16 protein-coding genes and 2 pseudogenes are annotated in these 14,777 nt (G+C 36.4%); 15 read left to right on the top strand and 3 right to left on the bottom strand.

The window, feature by feature from the left end:
* Positions 1-25 precede the first annotated feature (25 nt).
* The gene (locus Q9B79_RS21435) at positions 26-439 is read left to right on the top strand and encodes a VOC family protein (RefSeq protein ID WP_306187440.1); all 414 of its coding nucleotides are present in this window, start codon (positions 26-28) and stop codon (positions 437-439) included.
* A gap of 14 nt (positions 440-453) precedes the next feature.
* Entirely contained in the window at positions 454-1,233 is a 780-nt protein-coding gene (locus Q9B79_RS21430; protein WP_098283355.1) for a DUF2935 domain-containing protein, read from the top strand.
* Between the two features lie 18 nt (positions 1,234-1,251).
* Here the strand turns inward: Q9B79_RS21430 and ku are convergent, their stop codons facing one another.
* A complete protein-coding gene (gene ku, locus Q9B79_RS21425; protein WP_306187436.1) occupies positions 1,252-2,064 on the bottom strand; it encodes a non-homologous end joining protein Ku in 813 nt (270 codons plus the stop codon).
* A 351-nt stretch (positions 2,065-2,415) separates the two neighbouring features.
* On the opposite strand from ku, the gene Q9B79_RS21420 reads away from it, so the two are divergent.
* The 4 genes from Q9B79_RS21420 (at position 2,416) to Q9B79_RS21405 (ending at position 4,147) form a co-directional block, all read left to right on the top strand.
* A complete protein-coding gene (locus tag Q9B79_RS21420) occupies positions 2,416-2,697 on the top strand; it encodes a YkvA family protein (RefSeq protein WP_306187433.1) in 282 nt (93 codons plus the stop codon).
* A gap of 11 nt (positions 2,698-2,708) precedes the next feature.
* Entirely contained in the window at positions 2,709-3,314 is a 606-nt protein-coding gene (locus Q9B79_RS21415) for a DedA family protein (RefSeq protein WP_306187431.1), read from the top strand.
* Positions 3,315-3,424: 110 nt separating this feature from the next.
* Complete coding sequence (locus Q9B79_RS21410; RefSeq protein WP_237982145.1) at positions 3,425-3,793, top strand: DUF3992 domain-containing protein; 369 nt, start codon at positions 3,425-3,427, stop codon at positions 3,791-3,793.
* A gap of 15 nt (positions 3,794-3,808) precedes the next feature.
* Positions 3,809-4,147, top strand: coding sequence for a DUF3992 domain-containing protein (locus tag Q9B79_RS21405; RefSeq protein ID WP_000528442.1), 339 nt, complete (start codon positions 3,809-3,811; stop codon positions 4,145-4,147).
* A gap of 64 nt (positions 4,148-4,211) precedes the next feature.
* Here Q9B79_RS21405 and Q9B79_RS21400 read toward each other — a convergent pair whose 3' ends face one another.
* The gene (locus Q9B79_RS21400; protein ID WP_306187428.1) at positions 4,212-4,631 is read right to left on the bottom strand and encodes an S-Ena type endospore appendage; all 420 of its coding nucleotides are present in this window, start codon (positions 4,629-4,631) and stop codon (positions 4,212-4,214) included.
* A 304-nt stretch (positions 4,632-4,935) separates the two neighbouring features.
* Here Q9B79_RS21400 and Q9B79_RS21395 point away from each other — a divergent pair, with 304 nt between their 5' ends.
* The 3 genes from Q9B79_RS21395 (at position 4,936) to Q9B79_RS21385 (ending at position 7,862) form a co-directional block, all read left to right on the top strand.
* The gene (locus Q9B79_RS21395) at positions 4,936-7,395 is read left to right on the top strand and encodes a LamG-like jellyroll fold domain-containing protein (protein WP_306187426.1); all 2,460 of its coding nucleotides are present in this window, start codon (positions 4,936-4,938) and stop codon (positions 7,393-7,395) included.
* An 80-nt stretch (positions 7,396-7,475) separates the two neighbouring features.
* Entirely contained in the window at positions 7,476-7,679 is a 204-nt protein-coding gene (locus tag Q9B79_RS21390; RefSeq protein WP_000391503.1) for a hypothetical protein, read from the top strand.
* A 12-nt stretch (positions 7,680-7,691) separates the two neighbouring features.
* The gene (locus tag Q9B79_RS21385; RefSeq protein ID WP_306187422.1) at positions 7,692-7,862 is read left to right on the top strand and encodes a hypothetical protein; all 171 of its coding nucleotides are present in this window, start codon (positions 7,692-7,694) and stop codon (positions 7,860-7,862) included.
* Between the two features lie 28 nt (positions 7,863-7,890).
* Here Q9B79_RS21385 and bcaP read toward each other — a convergent pair whose 3' ends face one another.
* Entirely contained in the window at positions 7,891-9,294 is a 1,404-nt protein-coding gene (gene bcaP, locus Q9B79_RS21380; protein ID WP_306187420.1) for a branched-chain amino acid transporter BcaP, read from the bottom strand.
* Positions 9,295-9,571: 277 nt separating this feature from the next.
* Between bcaP and Q9B79_RS21375 the strand changes: the two genes are divergently transcribed.
* The 6 genes and pseudogenes from Q9B79_RS21375 (at position 9,572) to Q9B79_RS21350 (ending at position 14,766) form a co-directional block, all read left to right on the top strand.
* On the top strand, positions 9,572-10,699 hold the full coding sequence (locus Q9B79_RS21375) for a cation:proton antiporter (RefSeq protein WP_306187418.1): 1,128 nt from the start codon (positions 9,572-9,574) through the stop codon (positions 10,697-10,699).
* Between the two features lie 124 nt (positions 10,700-10,823).
* Positions 10,824-11,054: pseudogene (locus tag Q9B79_RS21370) on the top strand (outer surface protein); the annotation flags it as partial.
* Positions 11,055-11,206: 152 nt separating this feature from the next.
* Positions 11,207-11,305 (top strand): annotated as a pseudogene (locus Q9B79_RS21365) (outer surface protein); the annotation flags it as partial.
* A gap of 17 nt (positions 11,306-11,322) precedes the next feature.
* Positions 11,323-12,186 (top strand): MurR/RpiR family transcriptional regulator, encoded by an 864-nt coding sequence (locus Q9B79_RS21360; RefSeq protein WP_306187416.1) that lies wholly within the window; start codon positions 11,323-11,325, stop codon positions 12,184-12,186.
* Between the two features lie 294 nt (positions 12,187-12,480).
* Positions 12,481-13,365: an N-acetylmuramic acid 6-phosphate etherase gene (gene murQ, locus Q9B79_RS21355; RefSeq protein WP_306187414.1), complete on the top strand. Its 885-nt coding sequence runs from the start codon at positions 12,481-12,483 to the stop codon at positions 13,363-13,365.
* A 24-nt stretch (positions 13,366-13,389) separates the two neighbouring features.
* The gene (locus Q9B79_RS21350; protein ID WP_306187412.1) at positions 13,390-14,766 is read left to right on the top strand and encodes a PTS transporter subunit EIIC; all 1,377 of its coding nucleotides are present in this window, start codon (positions 13,390-13,392) and stop codon (positions 14,764-14,766) included.
* Positions 14,767-14,777 lie beyond the last annotated feature (11 nt).

The raw sequence follows: 14,777 nt of genomic DNA, 5'->3' as shown, positions 1-14,777 counted from the left end.
TTACTACGTATTGTATTCAGACATAATGAGCATTTATGACACATATAAAAAAGTAATAGGTACGGGGGGAATGAATGTGGAGACTGTAAAGAATTTAATTGTGTTAGAAGTAAAGAACTTAAAGGAAACTTTGTATTTTTACGAAGGGATTTTAGGAATCAAACCTAGTTTAGAAAGACCTCAATTAGATGTAACAGGGGTTTGGTATGATGCTGATTCAACGAGAATTAGTTTTGTTATGAAGCGCAGTTTGGGCGGACGTGAGAAGAGTGTTGTGGATTCAGTTGATGTTCTAACGTTTTCAATTTCTAACATAGAGAATGTAAAGAAGAGGTTAGTATTTTATAAAATTCCATATACAGAAAAAGAAAGTGAGAAAAGTATTGTAGTACAAGACCCAGATGGATATAAACTTCAAGTGGTAGAGAAGAATGAATAAACGGAGGGGATTTAGTGGAGAGAAATTATGAAGAAAGTGCGTTGTTTGAGCATCAATTTTGGCTAAAGGTACTTACTGATCATGCACAATTTTTACTGGATGCATTAGCTCCGAAGGAAAAAGAGGATATAAAAAAAGCTACTTACTTTGTTGAAACATTTACGAATTTGTTAAATAAAGTTCGGAATGTGAATCTAATGGCATTCTCAAAAGAGGCTGAACAAGCTGCTAAGGAAATTCGAGCGTTTAAATTAAATATTATACAGAAGCAGTTGGAAGGGAAAATTACGATTCATTTTACGCCAACTTTTATTAATCATATGGTAAACGAAGTGGAAGAGTATATAACAGTTTTAGAGTTTTTGAAGAAAGGGGAAGTTCCGCCTGTTTTTCATGAATTGCATTATCATCTCGTTTGGTTAACGGATGCGGCTGGTCATGCGGGTTCTATTTCTGGTGGGCTAGATCTTGTTGAAAAAAGATTGAAAGAGAAAAGCGAAGAATTTACGAAGCATTTTGAACAATTTTACTTAAAGGCAGTTGAGATGACTGGATATTTACGAACGGAGCTTCATCATTTTCCAGCATTAAAGAAGTTTACAAAAGATGTTTCACTTGAATTGAAATTATTTTCGCATTTTTTACATGAAGTGGAAGAGCTCGAGTTATCGAATGAAGTATTAAGTGTATTATCAGCTAGAATGGCAGATCATATGGCAAGAGAGGAATGTTACTACTTATTAAAACTAGCTCAATCGTCTGGACTTGAAATGCCGAAATGTAATCCGCTTTAAAGAAAAAAGAGGTCAATTTTATTTGGCCTCTTTTTCTGTTTTATTGTCTCTTTTTATTTTTGTTTGTTCAATGCTTGCCTGTAATGTCTCCATAATATTAATGATGTTTGGAGCTGGAGAGATTGTTTCAGTTTTTTCTTGTTGTTCAATTTTATTCTCGATTAATTCGGTAAGGGCTTCTTTGTATTCATCTGTATACATTTCTTGTTCAAAAGGATTTGTAAGGTGGTGGATTAAATTAATTGCTGCGGTGAGTTCTTGTTTTTGGATAGGATAATTTTCGTTACTTGGTAAGTTAGGTATATTTGTTATATCGCGAATTTCATTAGGATAGTGAATGGTTTGTAACATCAGTCCATCTTCAAAGTTACGGATAATAGCTAAATGTTGTTTTTTTCTAATAGAAATATGAATAAGCCCAAGTTTATTTGTACGTTCAAGAGCTTCTTTTAATAATAAATACGATTTTTCATGTCCTGGGGTAGGGCCTATAAAATAAGAACGGTCATAAAGAACAGAATCGATTTCGTTATTTTGGACAAAAGATATAATACGAATGGATCGTGGTTCGTGAGCTTTTTGCAACTCAGCTAATTCTTTTTCATCCATAATAATGTATTTATGAGGTGCATATTCATAGGCTTTTACAATATCTGTATCATCAATTTCTTCATCCGTACAATCAGGAGCAAATTTTTTATATTTAATAGGTGTTAAACATTCTTTATGGAGACTTAAAAATTTTATATCGTTTTCTTCTACGGCACTGTATAGTTTGATTCCTATATTTAATAGTCCAAGTGAAAGTGCACCTTTCCAGACGGTATGCAAATGAAACATCTCCTTTCGTTCAAAAATGATTATGTATATTATGAGATAGTAAGAAATTTCCTATACGTGTATTTGTTTTTTATGGAAGAATGATCAGAAGGGAGTGGAAGATAAAATATATTGACAAGCCCTATGAAATATTTTAATGTGAGTGTATAAAATTGTGTATAAAGGGGAGTAACTTATTACAGTAAAGTCGTCATTACAGGGAGAAACCCTCGGCTTTATTGGCAACGTTTCGTTGTTAGTGAGACCTTTACCAGCAATGGTAAAGGCCCCTTTCTGTCTTTTTGAGGACCCTTACCATATTTGGTAGGGTCCTTTTCGTATACAAAGAGAGGAGAAATAAAAATGAAAAAACTTATGAGTAGATTAAGAGTTGTATTTCATGTCCGTCGTTTCGTTCCATTTCTATTTGACTTTTTTACTTCAAAAGAGGTTTCAATAAAGAAGAAAATTTTATCCATTGCTTTTTTAGTTGGGTATGTTGCGATGCCGCTCGATTTAATTCCAGACTTCCTACCGTTTATCGGTATTTTAGATGATATTGGAGTTGTGTTATTCATTTTGAACCGAATTGTCAAGATGGCGCCAGTTCAATTACGAGAAAAGCATAACGTAAACGTAGGATAGGAGTTAAAAATATGGAGCAAATGATTTTAGATATAATCGAGTTTTTAAAGCAGTTTTCTTATTTTGGAGTTGTGTTAGCATTAACATTTGAATTTATTCCAGCAGAAGTAGTGTTGCCTATGGTTGGGTATTGGGTGTACGAGGGAGATATGAATTTCTGGTTAGCTGTATTAGCTGGGACACTTGGCGGAACGACAGGACCTTTAACGTTATATGCACTCGGTTATTATGGTGGTCGTCCGCTATTAATAAAATACGGAAAATACTTCTTTATTAAAGAAGAGCAAATTCAGAAAGCAGATGATTTCTTTGAGAAATATGGACCAGTTGTAGCATTTGTTGGACGCTTTGTACCAGGAGTTCGAACACTTATCTCTGTTCCATGTGGCATGGCAAAAATGAACATCTGGAAATTTAGCATATATACATTTGTAGCAATGTTCCCGTTAACGACTTTATATGTCTATTTTGGAATGAAATTAGGTCCGCATTGGGAAAAAGCAGCGGATGTTGTTGGACAATATATGCTACCGATATTACTAGTCGTAGTTATTGTTGTAGGTGGTATATTCATCTATAAATTTATGAAAAAAAGAAACAGAACGGAATCTATCTAGTCATGAGTACAGGAGTTGTCTTATTTTTTGAAAATAAATGAATAGTACAGGCAAAAGACTCTGAGGGACATACACATATAAGGAATAAGTAAGAGAGAGGGGAAACATCTATGTCTTGTGAATGCTCAGGGGTTGCATTAACGTGTTGTCCAGATAAAAATTATGTGCAAGATAAAGTGTGTAGTCCATGGTCAGGAACTGTAGTGGCGACTGCTATTACGAATGTGCTGTACAACAACAACATTAATCAAAATGTAATTGGAACAGGATTTGTTCGATATGATGTAGGACCAGCAGCAATAACGTTAACAGTTCTTGACTCAGCTGGTAATACACTTGATACCCAAACTTTAAATCCAGGAACTAGTATTGCTTTTACGTATCGCCGTTTTGAAACAATTGAGGTAACTTTACCGGCTGCAACAGCTGGGACATATCAAGGTGAGTTTTGTATCACGACGCGTTATCCACTTTCATAAAAGGAGAGGGCTAAAATGGGGAATTCTAGTTTATCTTGTTGCTCCAATAATACACTTGTACAAGATCAAGTATGCATAGATTGGTCCGCTACTGGTGCGGTAACCGAAACGGTGTATACGAATAACATTACGCAAGATTTATACGCATCAGGTTATGTGAAATATGATGTAGGTACAGCTCCAATTACCGTGAATTTTCTAGTAGGAGCGACAGTAGTGAATACAATTACTGTACAACCACAAAGTAGTGGTTCATTTACAGTAAGATACTTTACTACTATTCAAATCGTAACAACAGGAACAGGAGTAAGCCAAGGACAATTATGTCTGACAGTACGTTATCCAATTTCATAAGAAAAAGCATACCGTAATTGGTATGCTTTTTTATATAGTTTGTAAGTTGAGGTCATAAATAATTTTAAAAGCAAAATGAGAATTGACAACAATATTTTCCTTCTATATACCGAGTTGGATTATTTGGGAGATTAATAATTGCCACAGATTGTAATGATTGACCTGTATATGACATGGTGTTGCCAGGGTATACAGTAAAAGTATTTGTCACCTGTCCAATAATTTGAACCGTAACCGCTCCAGTACTACTAGTGCTATTATACACAGAAATATTACCCGATATTTTAAGTACACCATCTCCTTCCCATAAGATTAATGTAGAACTTTCAGAAGATGATGGAATTTCTTTTGTTATAAAAAAATTACCAGCGAATTCATTGTTGACTAATTTACAAGCTGATGGGTCTGGGGGGATAGGTGGATCATAGGGAGGGCAAATGATGGATAAAGGGGCATAGCAGCCAATATTTTTTTTATAAGCCATTAATAGCTCCTCCCTTCATAGTTTCGTTTTACTACTATTAAATGTTGTAAAACGATAGTTGTGTTAATAAAGAGGAAAAAATTTCATGAAAGTTTGTTTAATAGGCTTCCAACTCATAATAATGAATAAGAGTCTGTTAGACAAAAGGTGGTTGTATAAGATAATACAAGTGATGTTGGATGTTATGGAAAATTGACTGTATATTTACAAAAATGAAATAAATTTTATTTGTAATTTATACGAAGTTAATATGTATTCGCTACAATAACCATTGTAATTAATTCATTATATGAGGAGGATTCATGTGGAAAGAACAGCTTTACGAAAAGTAAAAGGCCTTATTGGATTATTCATGGTTTTTGTATTAGCATTCGTATCATTTCCGTGGAGTACATCAGTCAAAGCGGAAGAGAAGAAGCAAGAAAAGGCACCAAGTGAGAAGAAGATCGTTTTTCCAGTCGTAAGTGATGTACATATTAAAAATAGTGGAACGGATGATACGTTTCGCTGGAAACGAGCAATCGAGCAACTGAATACACTTGCACCTAAACAAGATGCGTTCGTAATTGTGGGAGACTTTACTGATTCAGGATCGGTACAACAATATGATCGTTTCATGCAAGTATATAATGAAAATGCAAATAAAGATGCGGTACGCATGAATTCCCTAGGAAATCATGATTATTGGAACGGTTTATCTGTAGAAGGAGCGCAGAAGCGTTTCTTAGAAAAAACAGGTATGAAATCAATTTATTATCATAATGTGGTAAAGGGTTATCACTTCCTTGTTATGTCTCCAGAGGATGGGACAACTCATGGATATTATTCAGACAAACAAATTAATTGGTTAAAAGAAGAAATGGCAAAGGCACAAAAAGATGATCCAGAAAAGCCGATTTTCGTATTTTTACATCAGCATATTAAAGATACAGTATACGGTAGTCAAGAGTGGGGAACGAAAGATAGTGCGAAAATTAATCAGGTATTAAAACAATACCCACAGGTTATTACGTTTTCAGGGCATTCGCATTATCCGTTAGATGATCCAAGATCGATTCATCAAAAAGACTTTACATCAGTTGGTACATCTTCTGTAAGTTATATGGAAGTTGAAGGTGGGAAAGTACAAGGAAATATCCCGCCAGGAGCTAGTACATTAAGTCAAGGTTTATTAGTAGAAGTAGATGATAAAGAAGTAACGATTAATCGCCGTGATTTCCATACAAATTCTTGGACAGGCGAACCGTGGAAAATTCAGTTGCCATCAAAGAAAGAAACATTTACACATGTAGAAGATCGTGATAAAGAAAAGCCTTACTTTGCAAAAGATGCGAAGTTATCGGTATCAAATGTAACAGAAAATGCAGCAACAGTAACATTCCCTCAAGCATTGGACAACCTTCTTGTTCACTCTTATCGTGTACAAGCTAAAGATAAGCAAACAGGTGAGATAAAGAATAAATTGTTAGCATTCTCAGAGTTTTATCGTGATCCAGTGCCAAAAGAGCTGACATTTACACTGGCAGGGTTAGATGGCGGGAAAACATATACACTTGAAGTTGTTGCGATTGATTCATTTGGCAATGAGAGTGGACAGCCGTTAACAGCAGAAATCACTACGAAAAAAGATAATATTGATCCGAATGTAAAAGTACCAAAGGCCGATGTTTTTGATGTAAACTTTGCAGATGGTACATTTAAAGACAATTCATCATTTGGTACAAAAGGTGATGTTAAGGGCACTGTGACTATTGAATATGATAAAGCATTAAAAAAGAATGTTATGAAGCTAAATGGAAAAGCAAATACATTTGGATACCTTCCGTTTTCAGCAGCACAAAAAGAGAAAGTAGCAAATACGTTTACGTTAGAAACTGTATTTTCAATGAATGAAATCCGCGGACAAGGTATTTTACAAAATACAGAGAGCGGCGGAATTGGCTTTGAATCTACAGGAAGTGGATATGTAGAATTATGGGCTCATATTGGCGGTAGCTATAAGCGCGTTGGGGTTCAATTAGCAGCTAACAAAACGTATCATTTAACAGGAACGTATAACGGAAGTGAAGTAGCAATTTACGTAGATGGTAAAAAAGTAAATAGCCAGCCAGCTACAGGGAAAGTGTATCACCCGAACGTACCATTTGCACTTGGTGCTGATCCTGATAGCAATGGGAATGGTGGTATTCCGTTAAATGGACAAATTGCGCTTGCGAAATTATATAGTAAAGCGTTAAATTCTTCAGAAGTATTAGCAGCGTATAATGAGTTTTCTAACCGTACAAAGTTAGAGGAAGTAAATGCGTTATATGAAGAGATTGGAAAAGTAAAAGAAGTGTTAGCTGGTACGTATGAATTTGGTGATAAGCCAGGTCAATATTCAAAGGAAGCATTTCAAGAATTAGAGAAAAGCTATAATAATACAAAACAAGTGTTTGAAAATGTAGCGAGTACGGGAGAACAAATTGTTCAAGCGTATAATAAATTAAAAACTGCAAATCAAATATTTATACAATCTAAAGTAGTAGACCAACCGAAAACACTGAAAGAAAAATTACAAATGAATATTGAATCTGCAAAAGCAGTAGTGAAAAAAGCGCAAGCTGCAAATGTAACGGACGGTTCAGTGAAATCATTGAGTCAAAAAATTACAGTGGCAGAATCTGTGTTAAAAGATGCGAAAGTAAAAGATACACAAGTAGAAACGATGAATCGTACGATGGAATATGCGATTTCACTCGTTGAAAAAAGCATAAACAAATAAGAGAGAAGAGAAAGAAGCTTATCATGATAGGCTTCTTTTTTGTTATACTAAAAATAGTATAGAATGAGGGAGCGAATAATTTGGAAGAGAAAAAGCTAAAAAGAATTCTTGAATATGTATGGATCGCGGTTGTGCTCCTTGTAGGATATTATTTCTTAAAAGAAAAAAGTATATGGATTCTATTTTTAATGACGTTTTTATTAGCGGGTTTAGGCACGTTATTTATTAACTTCTTCTTTGATAGTTTAAATGCATGGAAGAAGAAAAAGAAGGGAACGAAGTAAAGGAGGGAACATATGCAAAAGTGGAAGCTCATATATCAGGTGATTATTTTCTTAGTGCTTGTAGGTATTGGAATTGTTAAATACTCAACGCCAATAGGAAATTGGGCATCGTTTACAGCTTGCATCGGCATATTTTTCATTTTACAATCGTTAACGAAAAAATATAATAGTACAGAAAGATAGCTCGCCGTTTTATTGGCGAGCTATTTTGTTATGCTTTTTTCTGTTCATCGTTTGTTTTTTCAGTAGCTAAGTGACTATGTTTTCTAGAGTAGAAGAAATAAAAGCATAAACCGACTATAAGCCAAGCTATAAAGCTAATCCATGTCGTTTTAGATAAATTAGCCATCAAATATAAACAACAAAGAATCGCGACAACTGGTAATGCAGGGACGAAAGGTGTACGGAATCCGCGTTTCAAGTCAGGGTGTGTTTTTCGTAAAATAAGTACCGCACAGCAAACGAATGTAAAGGCTGTTAACGTACCGATGTTCACTAAATTAGCTAGTAAGTGTAAGTCTAAAAGTCCTGCTAATAAAGCGGCAACAACACCAGTAATCCATGTGTTTAATAAAGGGACTTTTACTCTTTTATTTACACGTGCTAATGCTTTTGGAAGTAGGCCATCGCGGCTCATCGCATATGAAACGCGAACTTGTCCATACATAACGACTAAGAGAACGGTTGTCATTCCAGTCATCGCTCCAATAGCAAGTAGTCCTGCAATTGTATCTTCGCCAACGAAATGTAAGGCAAATGCAACTGGATCAGAAACATCTAATTGTGTATACGGAACCATACCTGTTAAAACGAAAGATACAATCATGTATAAAACAGTACAAATAAGAAGGGAACCGATAATGCCAATTGGCAAATCACGCTGTGGTTTTTTCGTTTCTTCTGCCGCGGTTGCGATTGCATCAAAGCCTAAAAAGGCGAAGAATACAGTGGCAGCTCCAGTAATGATACCGTCGTATCCGAATGGAATGAACGGCGTCCAGTTTTCAGGTTTTACATATTTTGCACCTGCTACGATAAAGGCGATAATAACAGCTAACTTGATAAGAACCATAATATTATTAATGCGTGCGCTTTCGCGTATACCAAAACTTAAAAGCCCCGTAATGAGTAGTAAAATACAAACAGCGGGTAAATCGATAAGACCACCTTTTCCTACGCCAGGAGCCGAGGCGATTATGGCGGGCAGATGGATGTTAAATCCTTGTAGTAAAGATTGTAAATAACCAGACCAACCGACAGCTACTGCTGCGACTGCAAGTAAATATTCGAGCATTAAACACCAGCCGACGATGAAGGCGACGACTTCTCCGACTGTCATGTATGCGTAAGTATACACACTTCCTGAGACAGGAATAGAAGAAGCAAATTCAGCATAACAAAAGGCTACACAAGCACAAGTAAATGCAGCAATAAGGAATGATAGCATAATACCAGGACCAGAATGTTTCGCCGCAACAATACCTGTTAATACAAAGATTCCTGTCCCAATTACGGCGCCAATTCCTAAAAACGTTAAATCAAGTGCAGTTAATGTTCTATTTAACTGCCGTGGTGATTCAGTACTAAGCGCTTTTTTTCGTAATAATGACTTCACTTTGGACTCTCCCCCCGTTTTTCATTTCCATAACTGCGAATATAGTATGAGCCCACTAGAAAAGAGTATGTAGGTAAATGGAGGTACAGTTATGGTATGTAGTTTTTTAAAATTGCTGGATTAATCTTAATATAATTCAGAATATTTTGTCAAATAAAAGTATGACAAATAAAATGCGGATGAATAGGGGAAACTACTCGCAGGAATGGACGAGGGTTAATAATCTACTTTGGATGGAGAAAACCCGCTCATTAAAGTTAAAGTAGGAGAAGATGTTATGTTATTTTATTTTGAACTTGTCGTCATTTTACTTTGTACAAAATTAGCTGGTGATATTAGTGTAAGACTTGGTCAGCCTTCTGTACTTGGTAAATTAATTATCGGAATTATTATCGGTCCAGCTGTACTTGGTATTATAGATAGTTCCGAATTAATCGATGAACTGAGTGAAATTGGTGTTTTGCTACTTATGTTTATGGCTGGACTTGAAACAGATTTAGAAGAGCTAAATCGGAATTTGAAATCATCATTTGCAGTAGCGGCTGGTGGAATTATTTTTCCTTTCATCGGTGGTTATGTAACAGGATTGCTGTTTGGATTAATACAATCTCATGCAATTTTCTTAGGTTTATTACTTTGCGCAACGTCAGTTAGTATTACGGTTCAAACACTAAGAGATTTAGGGAAAATGAATACGAGAGAAAGTACAACGATTTTAGGTGCTGCTGTATTTGATGATGTTATCGTCGTTATTTTATTAGCGTTTGTTATGAGTTTTTTAGGAACGCAAGATGTGAATATAACACTTGTTATCGTAAAGAAAATTATTTTCTTCGTCAGTATTGTTTTTATTGCCTGGAAAGTTGTGCCTTGGATTATGAAAATGCTCGTGCCACTTCGTGTAACGGAGGCATTAATTAGTGCAGCTCTTATTATTTGTTTCTCTTTTTCGTATTATAGTGAAATGATGGGAATTGCAGGTATTATTGGCGCATTTGCAGCTGGAATTGCCATTTCGCAAACAGAGTATAAGCACGAAGTAGAACATAAAATTGAACCGATTGCGTATGCGATATTTGTGCCAGTGTTCTTCGTAAGTATCGGAATGGAAATTACATTTCAAGGTATCGGAAGCCAGCTTTGGTTCATTATCATCATGACGCTTATTGCGATTTTCACAAAGCTGATTGGATCAGGTTTAGGAGCAAGATTAACAGGATTCAACCTTCAATCTTCTATTAGTATCGGTGCCGGGATGGTATCACGTGGTGAAGTAGCGCTTATCATCGCAGCGAATGGACTTACGGCGAATTTATTAGCGAAAGAAAATTTCACAGCGATTGTTATTGTTGTTATATTAACGACGATTATTACGCCGCCGCTTTTGAAGAAGTATTTTGTATAGAAAGGAAGGGCTTATCTCATGTAGGTAAGCTCTTTTTTATTGGAAAAGGCAATAGTCATATAGCGTGAATAGGTTGTAATTATGGTAAAATCTACGTATATGATAAGTCGAGGGGAGAAAATGTGTGAAGATTACGAAGGGGAAGGTTATTGGTGTGATCATACTAATTGTACTATGTATGCCATTTACCGCATGGAAAGAATCAAAGGTGAAAGATTTTCCAGTTTCTATTTTTTCTTCCTATGTAGAAGACGAAAACCCGAAAGACTATAAGTACACTGCTTTTGTACCTGACTTTGCAATTTGGATACATGGATGGGAAAAACAGCGATTTGAAGGTGAAATAACGTCATATAAAGTGAAACTTTAATCAGTGGGGGGTTCTTCATCCCCCACTGATTATTAGCCTTCACCAATCGGACTTTTATGGGCAGCCCGACCCCCACCTAACTTCTTTGCTTTCGCTGAATTTTGAGATGGGGGTCTTACTGCCCATTAAAGCGGGATAAAAAAGGGGATCGAACTGTAATCGTTCACCATCCACCTGGTAATGATGGTTTTTATCTATATGGTGTAAATGATAGTAGAGAATATACGCAACCGTAAGAAGTGGAGGTTAAATAGTGAAAGCTTCAACATTACTATTTAAAATTGAAAGTAATATGGATCAATTTTCACCAGCTGAAAAGAAGGTTGCCATGTACATAATGGAGAATGCAGAGATTGTTCCGAACTTAACGACGAAAGAAGTTTCAACGAATGCGGGTGCAAGTGAGGCGAGTGTTGTTCGTTTTTGTAAGTCGATTGGGATTGGGAGCTTTAAAGCATTTAAAATCGCACTCGTTCGTGAATTAACGATTGCTGATTATAATATTAATGATTTTTCAGTGATGAATACAGAAGATGGCCCGTACGACTTGTTTAATAAAGTTACGTATGTGAATAAAGCTGCAATTGAGGCGAGCGTGACGGCGATAGATAAAAAAGAACTTGAAAAAGCTGCAGATCGTATTGTAAATGCCGATAAAATTATCTTTTACGGGGTAGGCGGATCAGCTACTCCGGCGATGGACGGAGCTTATAAATTTACAAGGCTCGGATTTACAGCGATGATGCTATCTGATTTTCATATGATGTTGCCGCTTGTGACGAATTTAAAAGAAGGTGATATTTTTGTGGCAATTTCAACATCTGGCCGTACGAAAGATGTACTTGAAATGGCGCAATATGCGAAGAGACAAGGTGCAACAGTTATTGCGATTACAAAGCTCGATCAATCATCACCGTTATATAAAGAGGCGGATATTCGTCTTTGTATGCCAGATGTAGAACAAGATCATCGTATTGCGAGTATTGCTTCAAGAATGACACAATTGAATATGATAGATGCTTTATATGTCATTACTTTTAATCGTATTGGTAATCAAGTGCTAGATCAATTTATGGAAACAAGAGAAGAAGCTTTACGATTACGGAAGCTGAAATGAGAAGATGGGGAAACCCATCTTTTTTTCGTACCGACATAAAGTGAAACTTTAATAAGTGGGGGGGCATCCCCACTTATTATTAGTTGAACCAATCGGACTTTTACAGGCAGTTGATCCCCCACCTATCTTCTTTGCTTTCGCTTAATTTGAGGTGGGGGTCTTACTGCCAGTTAAAGTGGGATAAATTCGTCATGAAAAGAAATTAAATTTCATAAAATAATAAAGTAATATTGATTTTAAATTTCTTAAAGTTATAATAAAAGTATGAAATTAAATTTCAAAGTGGGTGGTAATATGTTAGAAAATTTATCGACAGAACATCGTAATGAGAAGACGATGAATTTAGATGAGATGAGTATAAAAGAAGTGTTGCAAAGTATGAATGAAGAAGATCGAACTGTTGCGTTAGCAGTTGAAAATGAAATAGAAGAAATTGAAAAAGTTGTACAGATTGTCATTAAATCCTTTGAAGAAGAGGGCCGATTAATTTACATTGGGGCTGGTACGAGTGGCCGTTTAGGTATTTTGGACGCAGTGGAATGTCCACCGACATTTGGTACAGATGATAAAATGGTGCAAGGATTTATAGCAGGTGGATTGAAAGCGTTTACCAAGGCGGTAGAAGGTGCTGAAGACCGCGAAGAGTTAGCAGAAGAAGATTTAAAAAGTATTGGATTAAACGAGAAAGATACAGTGATTGGAATCGCAGCAAGTGGTCGAACTCCTTATGTTATTGGTGGCTTGAAGTACGCGAATAGTGTAGGGGCGAGTACAGCTAGTATTTCTTGTAATAAAAATGCTGAAATAAGTAAATATGCAAAACTAAACGTGGAAGTAGAAACAGGCGCAGAAATTTTAACAGGATCAACGCGTTTGAAAGCTGGTACAGCGCAAAAACTAGTACTGAATATGATTTCAACAGCATCTATGATTGGTGTTGGGAAAGTATATAAAAACTTAATGGTAGATGTGCAATCTACAAATGAAAAGTTAGTAGAACGATCAAAACGAATTATTGTGGAAGCAACAGGGGTTAGTTATGAAGTAGCAGGGGAGTATTATGAAAAAGCAGAACGTAATGTGAAAGCTGCGATTGTTATGGTGTTATTGCGGTGTGAGTATGGGGAAGCACTGAAGAAATTAAAAGAGGCGAAAGGGTTTGTGAAGAAGGCACTATAAAATAATAGGGAGGGGGATTCTATTATGAAGAAAGAAGAGAGAATGGCCAGAGAAATTTCAGAGCAACTTGGGGGAGTAAAGAATATTCGTGGCATTGCTCATTGTATGACGAGACTACGATTAACGCTTCATGATGAAAGTAAAGTGAATATGGACCTTTTGAAAAAGGTTGAAGGGGTTATGGGCGTTATTGAAGATGAGACGCTTCAAGTCGTTGTTGGACCAGGGACAGTAAATAAAGTAGCAGCTGAAATGGAAGGTTTAACAGGACTGCGAATTGGTGAGGTGGCAGATCATCACCTTGAAGACCTTGGGCAAGAGATGAAGTCAGAGATTAAGAAGAAAAATAATACACCAGTGAAAAACTTTTTAAGAAAAATAGGAAGTATTTTCATTCCGTTAATTCCTGGTCTTGTTGCGTCAGGTATTATAAACGGGGTCGCTAACTTTGCGAAAAACGCAGGTGCTGATCCGAATGCAACGTGGCTACAAATGTTATTACTTATTGGCGGGGGTATCTTTACATTCTTAGGAATTTTAGTCGGCTGGAATACAGCGAAAGAATTTGGCGGGACACCGGTTCTTGGAGCAATTGCTGGTATTTTAATTTTTAATCCAGCGATGGCGAACGTAAAATTATTCGGTGAAGCGCTCGTACCCGGACGGGGCGGATTGTTTGCCGTTATTTTTGCAGCGTGGCTTATGGTTGTAGTGGAAAGACAAGTTCGAAAAGCAGTGCCAAATGCAGTTGACATTATTGTAACGCCACTTATTACTGTGTTAGTGGTAAGTATCGTAACGATGTTAGCGATTCAGCCGGTAGCAGGTTTCTTATCTGAAGGAATTACAAGCGGCATTAATGGTATTTTAAGTATTGGTGGAGCATTTGCTGGAGCATTTGCTGGAGCAGTGCTTGCGGGAACATTTTTACCACTCGTTATGGTCGGTTTGCATCATGGTTTAACACCAATTCATATGGAGTTTATTAATCAAACGCACGTAACACCTCTATTACCAGTACTCGCAATGGCTGGAGCTGGACAAGTAGGAGCAGCGATTGCCATCTATGTGAAAACAAAAAACAAACGACTTCGTAACGTAATTAAAGGGGCATTACCAGTTGGCTTTTTAGGAATTGGTGAACCGTTATTATACGGGGTTACATTACCACTTGGGAAACCGTTTCTTACAGCTTGTTTAGGAGCAGCAGTTGGCGGTGCATTCCAAGCAGTTATGAAAACAGCCGCACTTGGAATTGGCGTATCAGGATTATCATTAATTCCGTTAATTGCTGATAATAAATATTTACTATATTTCCTTGGATTAGTAGTGGCATATACGTTCGGATTCATCTTTACGTACTTCTTCGGATTTAAAGAAGAAATGGCAGAAAACATATAGAGAAAGGGATT

Source organism: Bacillus sp. MHSD_36 (assembly GCF_030757775.1).
Taxonomy (GTDB): domain Bacteria; phylum Bacillota; class Bacilli; order Bacillales; family Bacillaceae_G; genus Bacillus_A.
The sequence above is the reverse complement of the archived record's forward strand: the minus strand, read 5'-3'. Positions and strand labels throughout refer to the sequence as shown.